At 70.6% G+C, this 16,920-nt stretch carries 17 protein-coding genes; 5 read left to right on the top strand and 12 right to left on the bottom strand.

What is annotated here, in order from left to right:
• The first annotated feature begins 31 nt into the window (after positions 1-31).
• The gene (locus J7E96_RS28820) at positions 32-1,282 is read left to right on the top strand and encodes an APC family permease (RefSeq protein ID WP_215135443.1); all 1,251 of its coding nucleotides are present in this window, start codon (positions 32-34) and stop codon (positions 1,280-1,282) included.
• Positions 1,283-1,418: 136 nt separating this feature from the next.
• Here J7E96_RS28820 and J7E96_RS28815 read toward each other — a convergent pair whose 3' ends face one another.
• The 12 genes from J7E96_RS28815 to J7E96_RS28760 form a co-directional block, all read right to left on the bottom strand.
• The gene (locus tag J7E96_RS28815; RefSeq protein WP_215135441.1) at positions 1,419-1,811 is read right to left on the bottom strand and encodes a YccF domain-containing protein; all 393 of its coding nucleotides are present in this window, start codon (positions 1,809-1,811) and stop codon (positions 1,419-1,421) included.
• Complete coding sequence (gene htpX, locus J7E96_RS28810) at positions 1,808-2,671, bottom strand: zinc metalloprotease HtpX (protein ID WP_215135438.1); 864 nt, start codon at positions 2,669-2,671, stop codon at positions 1,808-1,810. The genes J7E96_RS28815 and htpX overlap by 4 nt, the downstream gene beginning before the upstream one ends.
• A 150-nt stretch (positions 2,672-2,821) precedes the next feature.
• Complete coding sequence (locus tag J7E96_RS28805; RefSeq protein WP_215135436.1) at positions 2,822-4,330, bottom strand: NADH-quinone oxidoreductase subunit N; 1,509 nt, start codon at positions 4,328-4,330, stop codon at positions 2,822-2,824.
• The gene (locus tag J7E96_RS28800) at positions 4,327-5,886 is read right to left on the bottom strand and encodes a NuoM family protein (RefSeq protein ID WP_215135620.1); all 1,560 of its coding nucleotides are present in this window, start codon (positions 5,884-5,886) and stop codon (positions 4,327-4,329) included. Before J7E96_RS28800 ends, J7E96_RS28805 begins: the two co-directional genes overlap by 4 nt.
• Positions 5,887-5,913: 27 nt before the next feature.
• Entirely contained in the window at positions 5,914-7,908 is a 1,995-nt protein-coding gene (locus tag J7E96_RS28795) for an NADH-quinone oxidoreductase subunit L (protein ID WP_215135433.1), read from the bottom strand.
• Positions 7,905-8,291 carry an NADH-quinone oxidoreductase subunit NuoK gene (nuoK, locus tag J7E96_RS28790; RefSeq protein ID WP_215135431.1) on the bottom strand — a complete coding sequence of 129 codons (387 nt, stop codon included), beginning with the start codon at positions 8,289-8,291 and terminating at the stop codon, positions 7,905-7,907. Before nuoK ends, J7E96_RS28795 begins: the two co-directional genes overlap by 4 nt.
• Complete coding sequence (locus tag J7E96_RS28785) at positions 8,291-8,851, bottom strand: NADH-quinone oxidoreductase subunit J (protein WP_215135429.1); 561 nt, start codon at positions 8,849-8,851, stop codon at positions 8,291-8,293. Before J7E96_RS28785 ends, nuoK begins: the two co-directional genes overlap by 1 nt.
• Positions 8,848-9,432 carry an NADH-quinone oxidoreductase subunit I gene (locus J7E96_RS28780; RefSeq protein ID WP_215135426.1) on the bottom strand — a complete coding sequence of 195 codons (585 nt, stop codon included), beginning with the start codon at positions 9,430-9,432 and terminating at the stop codon, positions 8,848-8,850. The genes J7E96_RS28785 and J7E96_RS28780 overlap by 4 nt, the downstream gene beginning before the upstream one ends.
• A complete protein-coding gene (locus J7E96_RS28775) occupies positions 9,432-10,400 on the bottom strand; it encodes a complex I subunit 1 family protein (RefSeq protein WP_215135424.1) in 969 nt (322 codons plus the stop codon). The genes J7E96_RS28780 and J7E96_RS28775 overlap by 1 nt, the downstream gene beginning before the upstream one ends.
• Entirely contained in the window at positions 10,397-11,494 is a 1,098-nt protein-coding gene (locus J7E96_RS28770; protein WP_215135421.1) for an NADH-quinone oxidoreductase subunit C, read from the bottom strand. The genes J7E96_RS28775 and J7E96_RS28770 overlap by 4 nt, the downstream gene beginning before the upstream one ends.
• Positions 11,491-12,105: an NADH-quinone oxidoreductase subunit B gene (locus J7E96_RS28765; protein WP_215135418.1), complete on the bottom strand. Its 615-nt coding sequence runs from the start codon at positions 12,103-12,105 to the stop codon at positions 11,491-11,493. The genes J7E96_RS28770 and J7E96_RS28765 overlap by 4 nt, the downstream gene beginning before the upstream one ends.
• Positions 12,096-12,488, bottom strand: coding sequence for an NADH-quinone oxidoreductase subunit A (locus J7E96_RS28760; protein WP_215135416.1), 393 nt, complete (start codon positions 12,486-12,488; stop codon positions 12,096-12,098). The genes J7E96_RS28765 and J7E96_RS28760 overlap by 10 nt, the downstream gene beginning before the upstream one ends.
• 179 nt (positions 12,489-12,667) lie before the next feature.
• Between J7E96_RS28760 and J7E96_RS28755 the strand changes: the two genes are divergently transcribed.
• From J7E96_RS28755 to J7E96_RS28740, 4 genes are all read left to right on the top strand, one after another.
• The gene (locus tag J7E96_RS28755; protein WP_215135414.1) at positions 12,668-13,948 is read left to right on the top strand and encodes a sensor histidine kinase; all 1,281 of its coding nucleotides are present in this window, start codon (positions 12,668-12,670) and stop codon (positions 13,946-13,948) included.
• A gap of 105 nt (positions 13,949-14,053) precedes the next feature.
• A complete protein-coding gene (locus J7E96_RS28750; RefSeq protein ID WP_215135411.1) occupies positions 14,054-15,406 on the top strand; it encodes a sensor histidine kinase in 1,353 nt (450 codons plus the stop codon).
• 162 nt (positions 15,407-15,568) lie between these two features.
• The gene (locus J7E96_RS28745; RefSeq protein WP_215135618.1) at positions 15,569-16,228 is read left to right on the top strand and encodes a response regulator transcription factor; all 660 of its coding nucleotides are present in this window, start codon (positions 15,569-15,571) and stop codon (positions 16,226-16,228) included.
• 215 nt (positions 16,229-16,443) lie between these two features.
• On the top strand, positions 16,444-16,920 hold a 477-nt coding region (locus J7E96_RS28740; protein ID WP_215135408.1), incomplete at its 3' end, for a 2-oxoacid:acceptor oxidoreductase family protein.

Raw genomic sequence — 16,920 nt, 5'->3', positions numbered from 1 at the left:
GGTGGTTGCGCACGTCAGTAGGGTGCGGCCCATGACACAGGAACTGCGGCGGACGCTCGGGGTCTTCGACGCCGTTGTGATCGGGCTCGGGGCGATGGTCGGCGCGGGGATCTTCGTGGCGCTCGCACCGGCGGCGGACGCGGCCGGCTCCGGGCCGCTGCTGCTGGCGGGGCTGGCGCTGGCCGCCGTGGTGGCGTACTGCAACGCGATGGCGTCCGCGCGGCTCGCGGCCCTCTATCCGGCCTCGGGCGGGACGTATGTGTACGGGCGGGAGCGGCTGGGGCCCTTCTGGGGGTATCTGGCCGGCTGGGGTTTCGTGGTGGGGAAGACCGCCTCGTGCGCCGCCATGGCGCTGACCGTCGGGGCGTATGTGTGGCCGGAACAGGCGCACGGGGTGGCGGTCGGCGCGGTGGTGGTGCTGACCGCGGTCAATTACGGGGGCGTTCAGAAGTCGGCCTGGCTCACGCGGGCGATCGTGGTGGTGGTGCTGGCGGTTCTGGTGGGGGTCGTTGCTGTTTGTGTGGGGGTGGACGGGCCTTCGCTCGGATCGGGGTCTGGCGGGTCTGGGGTGGGAGGAGTGCTTCAGGCCGGTGGGCTGTTGTTCTTCGCGTTCGCCGGGTACGCGCGGATCGCGACGCTCGGGGAAGAGGTGCGCGATCCGGGCCGTACGATTCCGCGCGCGATTCCCGTGGCGCTGGGGATCGCGCTGGTGGTGTACGCGTGGGTGGCGGTCGCGGTGCTGTCGGTGCTGGGGGCCGGGGAACTGGCCTCTTCGGCTGCGCCGTTGGCGGACGCGGTGCGGGCGGCCGGTGTTGCTGAGCTGGCGCCCGTGGTGCGGATCGGGGCGGCTGTGGCGGCGCTCGGGGCGTTGCTGGCGCTGATCCTCGGGGTGTCGCGTACGACGCTGGCGATGGCCCGGGACGGGCATCTGCCGGGGGCGTTGGCCGCCGTACACCCGCGGTTTCAGGTGCCGCACCGGGCTGAGTTGGCGGTGGGGCTGGTGGTTGGGGTGGTTGCCGCGGTGGCGGATGTGCGGGGGGCTATCGGGTTCTCGTCGTTCGGGGTGCTGGCGTACTACGCGATCGCCAATGCTTCGGCGTGGACGCTCGGGCCGGGGCGCGGGCGGGTCATGGCGGCGGGCGGGCTTGTGGGGTGCGTGGGGCTGGCGTTCGCGCTGCCGGTGTCGTCGGTGGTGGCGGGGGCGGCGGTGCTGGCGGTGGGGGCGGCGGCGTACGGGGTGCGGCGGCGGGCGGGGCGTTGGGCGGGGCGTTGGGGTCGGTGACGCCCCGTGGCGTCTCCTCGGGTGCCGAACAATTCGGGTACTCACGGTTCTTCGGGCCGGCTGCGTTCGACACCCTGCGGGGAGCGCCCCGGTGCGTCCCCTCCCGGCAGCGTGGACGGCGAGGCCGGGGGCCGAGTCAGCGCGTTGCGAACAGTTGGTCTGTTGGGACGATTTCTCGGCCCAGGGGGAGCAGTGAGAGCGGGACCATCTTGAAGTTGGCGATGCCGAACGGGATGCCGATGATCGTGATGCACAGTGCGACGCCCGTGACGATGTGGCTCAGCGCCAGCCACCAGCCCGCGAGGATCAGCCACAGGACGTTGCCCACGAGGGAGGGTGCTCCCGCGTCGTGGCGCTCTGTCGTGGTGTAGCCGAAGGGCCAGAGGGCGTACACGCCGATCCGGAAGGCCGCCAGGCCGAAGGGGATGCCGATGATGGTGATGCAGAGGAGTGCGCCTGCGAGCAGGTAGCCGAGGAAGAGCCAGAAGCCGCTCAGGACCAGCCATATGACGTTCAGGATTGTCTTCACGGGCGGTGACCTGCCATCTGTTCGAGTCGGGCGATGCGTTCCGCCATGGGCGGGTGGGTCGAGAAGAGCCTCGCGGCTCCCTGTCCCGGGCGGAACGGGTTCGCAATCATCATGTGGCTTGCGGTCTCGATGCGCGGCTCGGCAGGTAGTGGCAGTTGCTTCGTGCCGGCGTCGAGCTTGCGCAGGGCGCTCGCCAGGGCCAGCGGGTCGCCTGTCAGCTGGGCGCCGGAGGCGTCCGCCTGGTACTCGCGGGAACGGCTTACCGCCAATTGGATGACGGAGGCGGCCAGGGGGCCGAGGATCATGATCAGCAGCATGCCGAAGAGGCCCGGGCCCTCGTCGTCGTCGGAGCGGCCGATGGGGATCAGCCAGGCGAAGTTGACCAGGAACATGATCACGGAGGCCAGGGCGCCGGCGACCGATGAGATCAGGATGTCGCGGTTGTAGACGTGGCTCAGTTCGTGGCCGATGACGCCGCGGAGTTCTCGCTCGTTGAGGAGGCGGAGGATGCCTTCCGTGCAGCAGACGGCCGCGTTGCGGGGGTTGCGGCCGGTCGCGAAGGCGTTGGGTGCCTGGGTGGGCGAGATGTACAGGCGGGGCATCGGCTGGCGGGCCTGGGTGGAGAGCTCGCGGACCATGCGGTACAGCTGTGGCGCATGGAACTCGCTCACGGGGCGGGCGCGCATGGCTCGCAGGGCGAGCTTGTCGCTGTTCCAGTACGCGTAGGCGTTGGTGCCGAGTGCGACGAGAACCGCGACAATCAGGCCCGTACGGCCGAAAAAGCTGCCGATGACGATGATGAGGGCTGACAGTCCCCCGAGGAGTACGGCGGTCCTCAGCCCGTTGTGCCGGCGGTGCACGGTGCGCCCTCCAAATGGTGCGGCAGGGGAACCCCTTGCTCGGAAGGGCCTTCCACATCCAGTGGACCCTCCCTTACTGGTCAACGCCAAGCGAGGGGGGCTAGTTCCCTTGTGCACCGGGCCGCCCGTTGGGCCATACGGGCGGCCTGCTTACTGGAAGAGGTTCCCTGTGGCGAAGCGCAGTACCACCTGCGGTACGCCGGACAGGACGATGCCGATGACCGCGGTGAGGACGATGGCGACCGTGACGGGCATGGGGACCGCGTGCTTGGAGGGTTCGCCCTCGGGGGCGCGGAAGAGGACCGCCGTCCACTGGAGGTAGTAGTAGAGCGCGATCACCACGTTCGCCGCCATGACGACCGCGAGCCAGCCGAGTCCCGCGTCGACTGCCGCTGAGAAGACCGTCACCTTGGCGAAGAGGCCGATGATGCCGGGCGGCAGGCCCGCGAGGCAGAGGAGGAAGAAGCCGAGCGCGAGGGCTTCAAGGGGGCGGGTCGCGTAGAGGCCGCGGTAGTCGGTGACGCGGTTGAGCGGGTGCGTACGGGCGACGAGGGCCGCGACTGCGAAGGCGCCGAGGTTCACCACGGCGTACATCAAGGCGTACGCGACCGTGGAGCCGATCTGGTCGTCGCTGGAGTACGCCGCTGCCGCGATCGGGACCAGGATGTAGCCGGCCTGGCCGACGGAGGACCAGGCGAGGAGGCGAACCGCGCTGTACGCGCGCGTGGGCGACTGGCGCAGGGCGGCCACATTGCCCACGGTCATGGTGAGCGCTGCGAGCACGGCGATGGCCGGCCCCCATACGTCGGCGTACGAGGGGAAGGCGACGACGGTGACCAGGATGAGGCCCGTGAAGCCGACCGCCTTTCCGATGACGGAGAGGTACGCGGCTACGGGGAGGGGCGCTCCGACGTACGTGTCGGGAACCCAGAAGTGGAACGGGACCGCCGCTGTTTTGAAGGCGAAGCCGACGAGGGTCAGGGCTACGCCGGCCTTGGCGAGGGTGTCGAGCTGCGCCGGTACGTCGTCGAGGCGTACGGCGATCTCGGTGAGGTGCAGGGTGCCGGTCGTCGCGTAGATGAAGCTGACGCCCAGCAGCATCACGGCGGTTGCTGTGACGGAGGAGAGGAAGAACTTCAGGGCCGCCTCGGAGGAGAGGCGGTCGCCGCGCTTCATGCCGACGAGGGCGAAGGCGGGCAGTGACGCCACTTCGAGGGCGACGACGAGGGTGGCGAGGTCCCGGGAGGCGGGCAGCAGGGCCGCTCCGGCCGCGGAGGACATCAGGAGGAACCAGAACTCGCCCGCCGGCAGCTTGTTCTTCGCCGTCTCCGTGATCGAGAGCAGCGCGGTGAGCAGCGCGCCGCCGAGCACCAGGAGCTGGATGACCAGGGTGAAGTGGTCGGCCGTGTAGCTGCAGACGTCGGTGTCGGAGGTCAGGCAGAAGGTGGAGCGGTCGCCCTCGCGGAGCGGGAGGAGGGTGAGGAGCGCGGCTGCCAGACCGGCGATCGAGAGCCGGCCGAGGAGCTGCTTCTTGCTCTCGGGTACGAAGAGGTCGGCGACCAGGACGATCATGCCCATGATCGCGGTGATCGTGGGCGGGGCGATCGCCCACCAGTCGACGGACTGGACGAGGCTGGCGGTTTCGGCGGCCACGGTCACGACTTGCCTCCTGCGAGGAGCTTCTGCACGGCCGGGTCGGTGAGGCCGAGGAGGACCGCGGGCCAGAGTCCGGCAAGGACGGTGAGGGCGACGAGCGGGGTCCAGGCGGCGTACTCGTAGCCCTGGACGTCGGCGATCGTTGCCGGCTCGGCTGCTTGCTGCTGGGGCACGCCCATGCAGACGCGGCGTACGACGACGAGCAGGTACGCGGCGGTGAGGAGCGTGCCGACGCCGGCGATCGCCATGAAGGTGAGGAAGGCGGGGCGGTTGAGGCCCTCGGCGGGGTCGAAGGCGCCGAACATCGTCAGCATCTCGCCCCAGAATCCGGCGAGGCCGGGGAGGCCGAGGGAGGCGATCGCGGCGAAGGCGAGGAGGCCGCCGAGGCGGGGGGCGCGGCCGTAGAGGGCCGCTCCGGTGGCGCCGGCGAGGGTGTCGAGGTCGGCGGTGCCGTAGCGGTCCTTGAGGGCGCCGACCAGGAAGAAGAGCAGGCCGGTGATCAGGCCGTGGCCGATGTTGGCGAAGAGGGCGCCGTTGACGCCGGTGGGGGTCATCGACGCGATGCCGAGGAGTACGAAGCCCATGTGGCCGACGGAGGAGTACGCGATCAGGCGCTTGAGGTCGCCCTTGGCGCCCTTGCGGGTGAGGGCGAGGCAGGCCAGGGATCCGTAGATGATGCCGACGACCGCGAAGGCGGCTAGGTAGGGCGCGAAGGTGCGCATGCCGTCGGGGGTGATGGGCAGTGCGATGCGGACGAAGCCGTACGTGCCCATCTTGAGCAGGACGCCGGCGAGGAGGACCGAGCCGACGGTCGGGGCGGCGGTGTGGGCGTCTGGGAGCCAGCTGTGCAGGGGCCACATCGGGGTCTTGACGGCGAGTCCGAGGCCGATCGCGAGAACGGCGATGACCTGCACGGATGTGGTCAGTCCACGGCCGTTGTCAGTGGCGAGTGCCACCATGTCGAATGTGCCCGACTTCAGTCCGATGAGGAGGAGACCGAGCAGCATGACGACGGAGCCGAGAAGTGTGAAGAGGATGAACTTCCAGGCTGCGGCCTGACGTTGGTCGCCGCCCCAGCGGGCGATCAGGAAGTACATCGGGATGAGGACCATCTCGAACGCCAGGAAGAACAGCAGGAGATCGAGGACGGCGAAGGTCGCGAGCATGCCGGACTCGAGGACCAGGAGGAGGGCGACGAAGGCCTTCGGGGAGGGGCCTGACGGCAGCTTGAAGTAGCTGTAGAGCGCGCAGAGGAAGGTCAGCAGCGCGGTCATGACGAGGAGGGGGAGCGAGATGCCGTCGATGCCGAGGTGGATTCTGACGTCGAGCGCCGGGATCCAGCTGATGTCGGTCGTGGCCTGCATCTTCGAGGGGTGGCTGTGGTCGAAGCCGAGGGTGAGGGCGATGGCGGCGATCAGGATCGCGCCGGTCACGGTCACGCCGTGGCGGAGTACGGCCTGGCCCGGGCTCTTGCCCTTCAGACCGGGCGGGGCCGGGAGAAGGGCCGCGGCGGCGCCGAGGAGCGGGCCGACGACGATGAACGCCAGGAGGAACTGCATCACGGACGGGCTGATATCGATCACGGCTCACGCTCCGACGGCGGCGACGATGACGGCGGCGATCGCCAGGACGACGGAACCGGCGAGCAGTGCGCTGAGGTAGGTCTGCACGTTGCCGGTCTGGGCTCGGCGTACGCCTGCGCCGAGCAGGCGCGGGACGGCCCCCGCACCTCGTACGTAGGTGTCGACGACCTCGCGGTCCAGGAAGCGGACCAGTTCGGCGGCTGCCACGGCGGGGCGTACGAAGAGGGTGTTGTAGACGGCGTCGAGGTGGAAGCCGGCGGCCGCGTGGCCGTGCAGCGGGCCCAGCAGGAGCCGGCCGGGGTCGGCGGGGTCCGGGGCTGACGCGATGTCGCCGTAGGCGGGGGTGTGGGTCGCGATGGCTTCCGCCTCGGAGAGGGCCGGGCCGTCGCCGGGGTGGGCGGCCACGGCGCCGATCGGGGGGCGGGCCGCCATGGCGGTGGTGTGCCGCCAGGCGCCGTAGGTGACCAGTCCGCCGACGAGGGCCACACCGGTGCCGAGGACGGCGGTGGTGACGGTCGGGGTGAGGGCGTGGCCGTCGAACCAGTCGGCGAGGTAGCCGACGGTGAGGCCGAAGCCGAGTGAGGGGACGGCGAGGACCCACAGGACGCCGTTCATGGCGAGGGGCTGCTTACCGTGATCGGGGGCGGCGGGGCCGCGGCCGCGGAAGGCGAGCAGCCACAGGCGGGTGGCGTACGCCGCGGTGAGGAGGGCGGTGAGCAGGGCCGCGACGAGCACGGTCCAGCCGGCGCCGGAGGGGACACCCGTGGTGTCGCCGAGCGATGCGTGTTCGGCGGCGACGAGGACGGCTTCCTTGGAGAAGAAGCCGGCGAAGGGCGGGATCGCGGCGAGCGCGAACAGGGCGATCGTCATCGTCCAGTAGGCGTCGGGGATGCGCTTGGCCAGGCCGCCCATGCGGGACATGGCGGCGAGGGAGTTGGTGCCGGCGGCGTGGATGATCACGCCGGCGCCGAGGAACAGGAGCGCCTTGAAGGCGCCGTGGGAGAGGAGGTGGAAGACGGCGGCGCCTCGGTCGCCGACGGCCAGGGCGCCGGTCATGTAGCCGAGCTGGCCGATCGTCGAGTAGGCGAGGACACGCTTGATGTCGTCCTGGGCCAGGGCGGCGAGCGCCGAGCCGACCATCGTGACCGCCGCCATGACGGCGAGGACGGTCAGGGCGGCGGCGGAGGCGGCGAAGACGGGGAGGAGGCGGGCCACGAAGTACACACCGGCGGCGACCATCGTCGCGGCGTGGATCAGCGCGGAGACGGGTGTGGGGCCCGCCATCGCGTCAGGCAGCCACGTGTGCAGGGGGAACTGCGCCGACTTGCCCGCCACACCGGCGAGGAGCAGCAGGGCGATGAGGGTGGGGTGGTCCAGTCCGTCGCCGGCGACGGCGCCGAGGATGCCGGTGATCCGGAACGTACCGGCGTCGGCGGCGAGGGCGAACAGGCCGAACAGGAAGGGGACGTCGCCGAGCTTGGTGACCAGGAAGGCCTTGAGGGAGGCGGCGCGGGCTTCGGGCGTCTCCCAGTAGTGGCCGACGAGGAAGTACGAGCAGATGCCCATGATTTCCCAGCCGACCAGCAGCACCATCAGGTCGCCGGAGTAGACGACGAGCAGCATCGCGGAGGTGAAGAGGGAGATCAGGGCGGCGTAGGACGGGTAGCGCGGGTCGTCGCGCAGGTAGCCCGTCGAGTAGAGCTGCACGCAGGTCGCGACGACCCCGACCAGGACGGCGACGAGGGCCGCGAAGCCGTCGAGGTGCAGGGCGAGGTCGATGGGGACCGAGCCCGTGGGGGTGAGTTGCGTCGACGCGTCGATCGGCCCGCCACCGCCCTGGCGTACGGCGACGATCGCGGCCAGCACGGCGGCGGCCACGGTCGGCAGTACGGCAAGGGGCCGGACGAATCCGGGGGCGGTGCGGCCGGACAGCAGGCCGGCCGCGGCGCCGAGGAAGGGAAGGAGGGGGACGAGGACGGCGAGGGTCGTGGTCGTCACGCGGCGGCCTCAGCCTTCTGTGCGGCCTCTTGCGCGGCCTTGTGTGCCATGGCGGAAGCTTCGTCGTCGGCGGCCTGGCCTTCGGCGGTGTCGCGCAGCTTGTCGATGTCCGAGGTGCCGCGGTTGCGGTAGACCATCAGGACGATCGACAGGCCGATGCCGATCTCCGCCGCGGCGATGGCGATGGTGAACAGGGTGAGTGCCTGGCCGGCGTGCAGGGCGTCGCGGAGCCAGACGTCGAAGGCGACCAGGTTGAGGTTGACGGCGTTGAGCATGAGCTCGACGGACATCAGGACCAGGATCGCGTTGCGGCGCGCGAGCACTCCGTACAGACCGGTGCAGAAAAGGAGGGCGGCGAGCACGGCGGGATAGGCGAGGTGCATCAGCGCTGCTCCTTGTCGCTGTCGCTCTTGCGGGAGAGGACGATCGCGCCGACGAGTGCGGCGAGCAGGAGAACCGAGAGCGCCTCGAAGGGCAGCACCCAGTGCTGGAAGAGGATCTGGCCGCTGACTCTGGTGGAGCCCTGGGACGGTCCGTCCAGGTCGATCCACTGGGTGCGGAACGCGTCCACGACCACCCAGACGAGTGCGGCGGCCGCGGCGAGGGCCACCAGGAGGGCGGCCCAGCGGTTGCCGGAGTCGGCGTCCGGGGATCGCCCGATGGGCGCCTTGGTGAGCATCAGCCCGAAGAGGAGGAGGACGACGACGGAACCGACGTAGATCAGGACCTGCACCCAGGCGATGAATTCGGCCGTCAGCAGGAGGTACTCGACGGCGAGGCCGCCGAGGGCCACGACCAGCCAGAGGGCGGCGTGCACCAGCTGCTTGGTTGTGACGGTGATGACGGCCGCGCCGAGGGTGGCGATGCCGACGAGGAGGAAGGCGATCTCGACGCCGGTCGGGGAGAGGAATCCCTGCTCGGCGGCTGCGGCGAGGTGGCTCATTCGGCGGGCCCCTGCCCCTCTTCCTGCTGCGCTGACTGTTCCTGTGCTGCCTGTTCCTGGGCTGCGGCGAGTTTTTCGGCGGCCTTGCGGGCTGCCGCGATCTCCTTGGGTTCCTCGGCGCCAGGGTCGAGCGCGGGCGGCTCGGGGACCGTCCACATCCACTCGCGGAGCTTGTCCCGCTCGTGGGTGAGTTCGTGGATCTCGGTCTCGGCGTACTCGAACTCCGGGGACCAGAAGAGCGCGTCGAAAGGACAGACCTCGATGCAGATACCGCAGTACATGCAGAGCGAGAAGTCGATCGCGAAGCGGTCGAGGACGTTGCGGCTGCGCTCACGGCCGCCGGGGGCGGCGGCCGGGACCGTCTCCTTGTGCGAGTCGATGTAGATGCACCAGTCGGGGCACTCGCGGGCGCAGAGCATGCAGACCGTGCAGTTCTCCTCGAACAGGCCGATCACGCCGCGCGAGCGGGGTGGGAGTTCGGGCTGGACGTCCGGGTACTGCGCGGTGACGTTCTTCTTCGTCATCGTGCGGAGCGTGACGGCCAAGCCCTTGGCGAGGCCTGAGCCTGGGATCGGAGCCATTACTGGATCGCCACCTTCACGATGCCGGTGAGCGCGATCTGCGCGAGAGCGAGCGGGATGAGTACGGTCCAGGCGAGCTTCTGGAGCTGGTCCTCGCGCAGCCGCGGGTAGGTCACCCGCAGCCAGATGATGCCGAACGCGAGGATCGCGGTCTTGAGCAGCGTCCAGACCCAGCCGAGGCCGTCCGCGCCCCAGGGGCCGTGCCAGCCGCCGAGGAAGAGGACGGTGGTCAGACCGCACAGGACGACGATTCCGGCGTACTCGGCGAGCAGGAAGAGCGCGAAGCGCAGGCCCGTGTACTCGGTGTACGCGCCGAAGATGATCTCGGAGTCGGCGACCGGCATGTCGAAGGGCGGCCGCTGGAGTTCGGCGAGGCCGGCGACGAAGAACACGATCGCGCCGACGATCTGCCACGGCAGCCACCACCACTCGAAGGCGTTCAGGATGCCGGGGAGCGAGACGGTGCCGGCCGCCATCGCCACGGAGGCGGCGGCGAGCAGCATCGGCAGTTCGTACGCGAGGAGCTGGGCGGCGGTGCGCAGGCCGCCGAGGAGGGAGAACTTGTTGGCCGACGCCCAGCCCGCCATGAGCGAGCCGAGCACGCCGACGCCCATGACGGCGAGCACGAAGAAGATGCCCGCGTCGATGACCTGGCCGACCGCGCCCTCGCTCGGGCCGATCGGGATCGCGACGAGCACCAGGAGGTACGGGAGGAGTGCGACGGCGGGGGCGAGCTGGAAGATTCGGCGGTCGGCGTTGGCCGGGACGATGTCTTCCTTCTGCGCGAACTTCACGCCGTCGGCGACGAGCTGGGCCCAGCCGTGGAAACCACCCGCGTACATGGGGCCGAGGCGGCCCTGCATGTGCGCCATCACCTTGTGCTCGGTCTGCCCCACGACGAGGGGGAGGACCATGAACACGGCGAAGACGACGACCAGTCGGAAGGCGACATCGAGTACGTCGTTCACGCGTCGTCGCTCCCTTGGTCCGGGGTGGTACCGCTCGTGCCCTTGTCGGCGTCGGCCGCTGCGTCTGCGGCTGCCGCCGCGTCGGCCTCTGTGTCTGCGGACGCGCCGGTTTTGGTCGCCGCCGGGTCCGACTCCGCGCGCTCCTCGGCGTCCTGGAACGCGGGGCGCGCGTGGTGCCAGGGCGCGTCGGTGCTGCGCGGGGGTGCGGGTGGGGTCGTGGCTGCCGGTACGGCGCCCTCGGCCGGCGGCGCTGCGGCTTCCGGCTCCGGGGACGGCTGAGTCGCCGGTGCTTCCGCCGCCTGGCTCGCCGAGCCCTCGGCAACGCTGCGCGCTCGGCGCGGTGGCCTGGGGGCCGTGCCTTCCGGCGTCGGCGTCGGCGTCGCGGCCTCTGCCGCCTGGGTCGCCGATCCCTCTGCGACGCTTCGCGCGCGGCGCGGCGGGCGGTCGGCTGCCGCGCCGGCCGCGCGCGGGGTGCGGGCGGGGCGGGCCGGGGCCGGCGGGAGCTGGCCCTTCTGGGGGCCCCACTCGTTCGGGTCGGGGACGCCCGGCGGCAGCATCTGCCGGCGCTTCGGGCCGCCGTGGTCCGACTCCCCCGGCTCCTTCGCGCCGGGCCACGCCTTGGCGACCCGGGCCGCCAGGACGAAGTCCTTGCGCAGCGGGTGGCCCTCGAAGCCGTCCGGCAGGAGGAGCGGCACCAGGTGCGGGTGTCCGGTGAAGTCGACGCCGAACATCTCGTGCGTCTCCCGCTCGTGCCACTCCGCGCCCGCGTAGACCTCGACGGCGGAGGGTACGGCGGGCGCCGAGTGCGGCACGGTCGTACGAAGGAGGAGGCGTCGGACCGTACGGCCTTCGAGGGCGACCACGTGGGCGCAGACGCGGAAGCCCGTGCCCGGCTCGTCGACCGCGCTCAGCCAGTCGAAGTACGTGCAGCCCAGCTTGTCGCGCGCGATTTCGAGGGCCGCGATCCAGGAGCCGACCGGGACGTCGACGGTGAGCAGTTCGTAGCTGCGCTCGGCGGTCGCTTCCTCGCCGAAGATCTCGGTGACGCCGTCCGGCAGGCTGTCGTACGCCGTCGTGTTGGGCGAATCGCTCACTTCTTGCCCTCCCCCGGGGCCGGCGGCGGCGTGACAAGGCCGCTCCGCAGGGCGGCCGTTGAGGGCCGCCCGTGGCCGTAGCGCTCGCTCAGGGACTCGCGGGAGATCTTCTCCTGGAGCTTGAGGATGCCCTGGAGAAGAGCCTCGGGCCGGGGCGGGCAGCCCGGTACGTACACGTCGACCGGGATGATCTGGTCCACGCCCTTCGTCACCGAGTACGAGTCCCAGTACGGGCCGCCGCAGTTCGAGCAGGCGCCGAAGGAGATGACGTACTTCGGCTCGGGCATCTGCTCGTACAGACGCTTCACGGCCGGGGCCATCTTGTCCGTGACCGTGCCCGAGACGACCATCAGGTCGGCCTGGCGCGGCCCCGGTGCGAAGGGGATCACGCCGAGCCGGATGAAGTCGTGGCGCGCCATTGACGCGGCGATGAACTCGATCGCGCAGCAGGCGAGACCGAAGTTGAAGACCCACAGGCTGTAGCGGCGGCCCCAGTTCAGGACCACCTTCATCGGCTCGGGTGCGAGGCGGGCGAGAGCTCCCAGCCGCTTGGGCTCGGGCAGCATCGTCGGCTCGGGGAGATCGACAGGGGTCACGCGGGTCACGTCCATTCGAGGACGCCCTTCTTCCATGCGTACAGCAGTCCCACGGCCAGGAAGCCGAGGAAGATGAACATCTCGACCAGCGTCGTCGCGCCGTACCCCGGCGCGGCGAAGACCGTCGCCCACGGGAAGAGGAAGATCGAGTCGACGGCGAAGATCACGTACAGGAAGGCGTAGACGTAGTAGCGGACCTGCGTGTGCGCCCAGCCCTCGCCGACCGGGTCCACGCCGCATTCGTACGTCAGCAGCTTCTCCGGCGTCGGCACGACGGGCCGCAGCAGCCGCCCGGCCCCGAAGGCCACGGCGACGAAGAGGGCGCCGACGACTGCGAGCAGTCCGACGACCGAGTAACTCTGGAAGTACCCGTCCGCGAGAACCGTCGGTTCCGGCACGTCCGCCCCTCTCGCTCCCTGGCTGCGTCAGCCTCGTTCGACGATCTGTACGCACGGGAGTCTAGGCCCTGGTAAAAGCCGGGTAAGCAGCCGTCTCACGCAGTGGTGGGGTTATCCCCACTTCCGCACACCCAGTGACCCCATGGCACCCGTGGTCGGCGCCCGGCAGGCTGAGCACCATGACTGCCGGCGCCAGCGACCATCTCCCAGATTACGACCGGTCAGACCGGTCCGGCCGACCGGAGCCCGTGCGCTTCCCGTACGGCTCCGGCACCTGGAAGGAGATCGCGCACCTCCTGCTGAATCTGCCGATGGCTCTCTTCGGCTTTGTGTTCACTGTGGTGGTTCTCCTCCTCGGGTTCGGGCTGTCGGTCACGGTGATCGGCCTGCCGCTGCTGGCGGCGGGCCTGCTGGCGGCACGCCGGTTCGGCGCGCTCGAACGGGCGCGGGCGCGGACCCTGCTCGGCGTGTACGTCGATGAGCCGAGCCCGGCGGCCGCGGGCCGACGGCCGGGCGGTTTCCTGGCGCGGCTGTGGGCGAGGCTGAAGGATCCGGTGGGGTGGCGGACCGCGCTGTACGCGTTCGTCCGGCTGCCCTGGGGCGTACTGACCTTCGCGGTCACGCTGACCGGGCTCTTCGTGCTCTGGCCGGTGCTGCCGTTTCTGGCGCGCGCGATGGCCAATGCCGACCGGGTGATGGTCCGCGGCCTGCTCTGTCCCTCCGACGAACTGGAGCGGCGGATCGCCGAACTGGAGTCGGACCGGGGGGTCGTCGTCGACACCGCGGCCGCCGACCTGCGGCGTATCGAACGCGATCTGCACGACGGGGCCCAGGCCAGGCTCGTGGCGCTCGCGATGGGGCTCGGCATGGCGAAGGAGAAGCTGACCGGCGACTTCAAGGACCCCGTCGCCGCGGCGGCGATGGTCGACGAGGCACACGGCGAGGTGAAGCTTGCGTTGCGGGAGCTGCGCGATCTGGCGCGCGGCATCCACCCCGCCGTGCTGACCGACCGCGGTCTGGACGCGGCGCTGTCGTCGATCGCGTCGCGCTGTACGGCTCCGGTGCGGGTCACCGTCGATCTGGCGGCGCGTCCGGCGGAGGCGATCGAGGGCATCGCGTACTTCACGGTCTCCGAGCTGCTGCAGAACGTCAGCAAGCACAGCGGGGCGCGGTCCGTCTCCGTGGATGTGTGGCGGAGCGGGGAACGGCTGCTGATTCAGGTGCGGGACGACGGGCGCGGCGGTGCGCGTCTGGACGGCGGCACGGGCATGGCGGGTCTGGCCGACCGGCTCGGCGCGGTGGACGGGCTCTTCGTCCTCGACTCGCCCGCGGGCGGGCCGACGACGGTGACGGCCGAGCTGCCGTGGCGGGACCGGGACGGAGACGGGGCTCCGGCGGCGGCCAAGGGTGCGGCCAAGCACGGGGCCGGGGTGGGGGAAACCCCCGGTCAGATCCGGTGACCGGCCTCATGGTTCCTGTCTCCCCGTCCCAGCATCCTTGAGTCACTTGAGCGCCGCTCACCAGAAACCACCAGAGCAGAACCAGAGCAGAAACGGACGGCAGCGATGGCCACGGAGTACGCACCCCAGACCCGGGACCGGTGGCAGCCCGCGGGCCACCCCCCGAAGAGGCACTTCCTTCCCCCGGCGCTGCGCGCGCCGTTCGAGGCCCGGACCTGGCGCGAGCTCGGCTACCTGATGCTCAGCCTCCCGGTCAGCGTGCTGCTCTTCACCTTCGCGGTCGGCATGACGTCACTGGGCATGGGCCTGCTGATCACCTTCCTGGGCGTACCGGTACTGGCGGCGTGCCTGGCCGGCTGCCGCGGTTTCGGAGCGCTGGAGCGATCCCGCGCCCGAGCCCTGCTCAAGCTGGACGTGGCGGACCCGGCGCCCGTGCGGGCCAAACCGGGCGGCGGGGGCGGGCCGATGGTCTGGACGGGCGCGATGCTCAAGAGCGGGTCGTCCTGGCGCCATCTGCTGTACGCCGTGCTGCACATGCCGTGGGCGATATTCGCCTTCACGGTGTCGCTGGTCCCGTGGTCGTTCGGCTGGGCCATGCTCACGTATCCGCTGTGGCATTGGGTGTTCCCGGCATTCGTCGGCGTGGACGGCATTCAGCTGTACGGCGACAGAACCCGCCACATCCACCTCGACCAGCCCGTCGAACTGGCCGCGACCAGCGCGTTCGGCCTGCTCATCACCCTCGCCACCCCGTGGCTCATACGCGGCCTGGCGACCGTGGACCGGGTGATGGTGGCCGGGCTGCTCGGCCCGTCCCGGCTCGCCACGCGCGTATCCGAGCTGGAGTCGGACCGGGGCGTGGTCGTCGACACCGCGGCCGCCGACCTGCGGCGTATCGAACGCGATCTGCACGACGGGGCGCAGGCCAGGCTCGTCGCCCTCGCGATGGATCTGGGGCTGGCCAAGGAGAAGCTGACGCACGACCCGGAGGCGGCGGCGCGCATGGTGGGCGAGGCGCACAGCGAGGTGAAGATCGCGCTTCAGGAGCTGCGGGACCTGGCCCGTGGCATCCACCCGGCCGTCCTGACCGACCGCGGCCTGGACGCGGCGCTCTCGGCGGTGGCCTCCCGGTGCACGGTGCCGGTGCGGGTCGAAGTGGACCTTCCGGCGCGGCCGGCCCCGGCCATCGAGGGCATCGCGTACTTCACCGTCTCGGAACTCCTCCAGAACGTCAGCAAGCACGCGCGGGCGTCCCGGGCGACGGTCGAGGTGTGGCAGACGGCCGACCGGCTGATGCTCCAGGTGAGCGACGACGGGCAGGGCGGGGCGGACACGGCGGCCGGCTCGGGACTGGCCGGGCTCGCGGAGCGGCTGGGCGCGGTCGACGGAATCCTGGTCGTCGACTCGCCGGCGGGCGGGCCGACCACGGTCACGGCGGAGCTGCCCTGGCGCGGCTGACCCGCGCCACCACGACTCGATTTCCGCCCGGCCCCCCTATTCCCCCCACCTGGGCGCCTGTTGGTCCCGATACTGGGATGCTGGGGTTCTGCGTTCGATGGAACGGAGAGGGATTCGATTGCTGGGGGCTACGGGGCAGTGGAAGACGCCGTGAAAGACAGGGTGCGGGTCGTCATCGCCGAGGATTCAGTGCTGCTTCGGGAGGGCCTGACCCGGCTTCTGACCGATCTCGGACACGATGTCGTCGCGGGTGTCGGGGACGCGGAAGCGCTGATCAAGACAGTGGAGGATCTGGCGTCGCGGGGCGAGCTGCCGGATGTGGTGGTCGCCGACGTACGGATGCCGCCCACGCACACCGACGAGGGCGTGCGGGCGGCGGTGCGGCTGCGCAAGGACTACCCGGGTATCGGTGTCCTGGTGCTGTCGCAGTACGTCGAGGAGCAGTACGCCACTGAATTGCTGGCCGGGTCGAGCCGGGGCGTCGGTTACCTGCTCAAGGACCGGGTGGCCGAAGTACGTGAGTTCGTGGACGCCGTCGTCCGGGTGGCCCGGGGCGGGACCGCGCTGGACCCCGAGGTCGTGGCACAGCTGCTGGGCCGCAGCCGGAAGCAGGACGTCCTGGCCGGGTTGACCCCGCGCGAGCGGGAGGTCTTGGGCCTCATGGCCGAGGGCCGGACGAATTCGGCGATCGCCAGGCAGTTGGTGGTGAGCGACGGCGCGGTGGAGAAGCACGTCAGCAACATCTTCCTTAAGCTCGGACTCGCGCCCAGCGACGGGGATCACCGGAGGGTGCTGGCGGTGTTGACGTACCTGAAGACCTAGCCGGGCCTAGGACCAGAGGATGAGCACGGAGCGTCATCGAGCAGAGCGCCGGGGGGCGAATGAATCATGGCTAAACAGGGCAATAGTGCGTCTCAAAACGGGGTCCAGTATGTGATAGACCCAGGGAAGGGCACCCTTACCGACGTAGGGTGGGCCCTGGGGCCACCGGCTGGCCGGCCGGCCCCGAGCAGCCGCCTCGAGGGAGGTCCAGTTCAGTGACCAGCCAGGTCAGTAGCCCGGCCGAGAAGGCCAACGGATCCGATGGTGCCGACGGAGCGAATGACACTGTCGTCGGGGAGCAGCGCACCACAACCACGCAGACCCGCGACGTGTCCGCGAAGGAGCGGTCCGAAAAAGAGGTCCGCCGCCTGGACCGGGTGATCATTCGGTTCGCGGGCGACTCCGGTGACGGAATGCAGCTCACCGGCGACCGCTTCACTTCCGAGACGGCGACCTTCGGAAACGATCTGTCGACGCTGCCGAACTTCCCCGCCGAGATCCGGGCGCCCGCCGGCACCCTTCCGGGCGTATCCAGCTTCCAGCTGCATTTCGCCGACCACGACATCCTCACGCCCGGTGACGCGCCCAATGTCCTGGTGGCCATGAACCCGGCGGCGCTGAAGGCGAACATCGCGGACGTGCCGCGCGGCGCCGAGATCATCGTCAACACCGATGAGTTCACCAAGCGCCCG

Source organism: Streptomyces sp. ISL-96 (assembly GCF_018614035.1).
GTDB lineage: Bacteria > Actinomycetota > Actinomycetes > Streptomycetales > Streptomycetaceae > Streptomyces.
Note: the sequence above shows the minus strand (reverse complement) of the source record. Positions and strands in the feature narration are given on the sequence as shown.

Excerpts from the sequence above, each read along its gene's own strand:
- J7E96_RS28750 (WP_215135411.1), top strand. The coding sequence starts at position 14,054 with ATGGCCACGGAGTACGCACCCCAGACCCGGGACCGGTGGCAGCCCGCG.
- J7E96_RS28765 (WP_215135418.1), bottom strand. The coding sequence starts at position 12,105 with ATGGACGTGACCCGCGTGACCCCTGTCGATCTCCCCGAGCCGACGATG.
- nuoK (WP_215135431.1), bottom strand. The coding sequence starts at position 8,291 with ATGCACCTCGCCTATCCCGCCGTGCTCGCCGCCCTCCTTTTCTGCACC.
- J7E96_RS28820 (WP_215135443.1), top strand. The coding sequence starts at position 32 with ATGACACAGGAACTGCGGCGGACGCTCGGGGTCTTCGACGCCGTTGTG.
- J7E96_RS28785 (WP_215135429.1), bottom strand. The coding sequence starts at position 8,851 with ATGAGCCACCTCGCCGCAGCCGCCGAGCAGGGATTCCTCTCCCCGACC.
- J7E96_RS28755 (WP_215135414.1), top strand. The coding sequence starts at position 12,668 with ATGACTGCCGGCGCCAGCGACCATCTCCCAGATTACGACCGGTCAGAC.
- J7E96_RS28780 (WP_215135426.1), bottom strand. The coding sequence starts at position 9,432 with ATGGCTCCGATCCCAGGCTCAGGCCTCGCCAAGGGCTTGGCCGTCACG.
- J7E96_RS28800 (WP_215135620.1), bottom strand. The coding sequence starts at position 5,886 with ATGCAGTTCCTCCTGGCGTTCATCGTCGTCGGCCCGCTCCTCGGCGCC.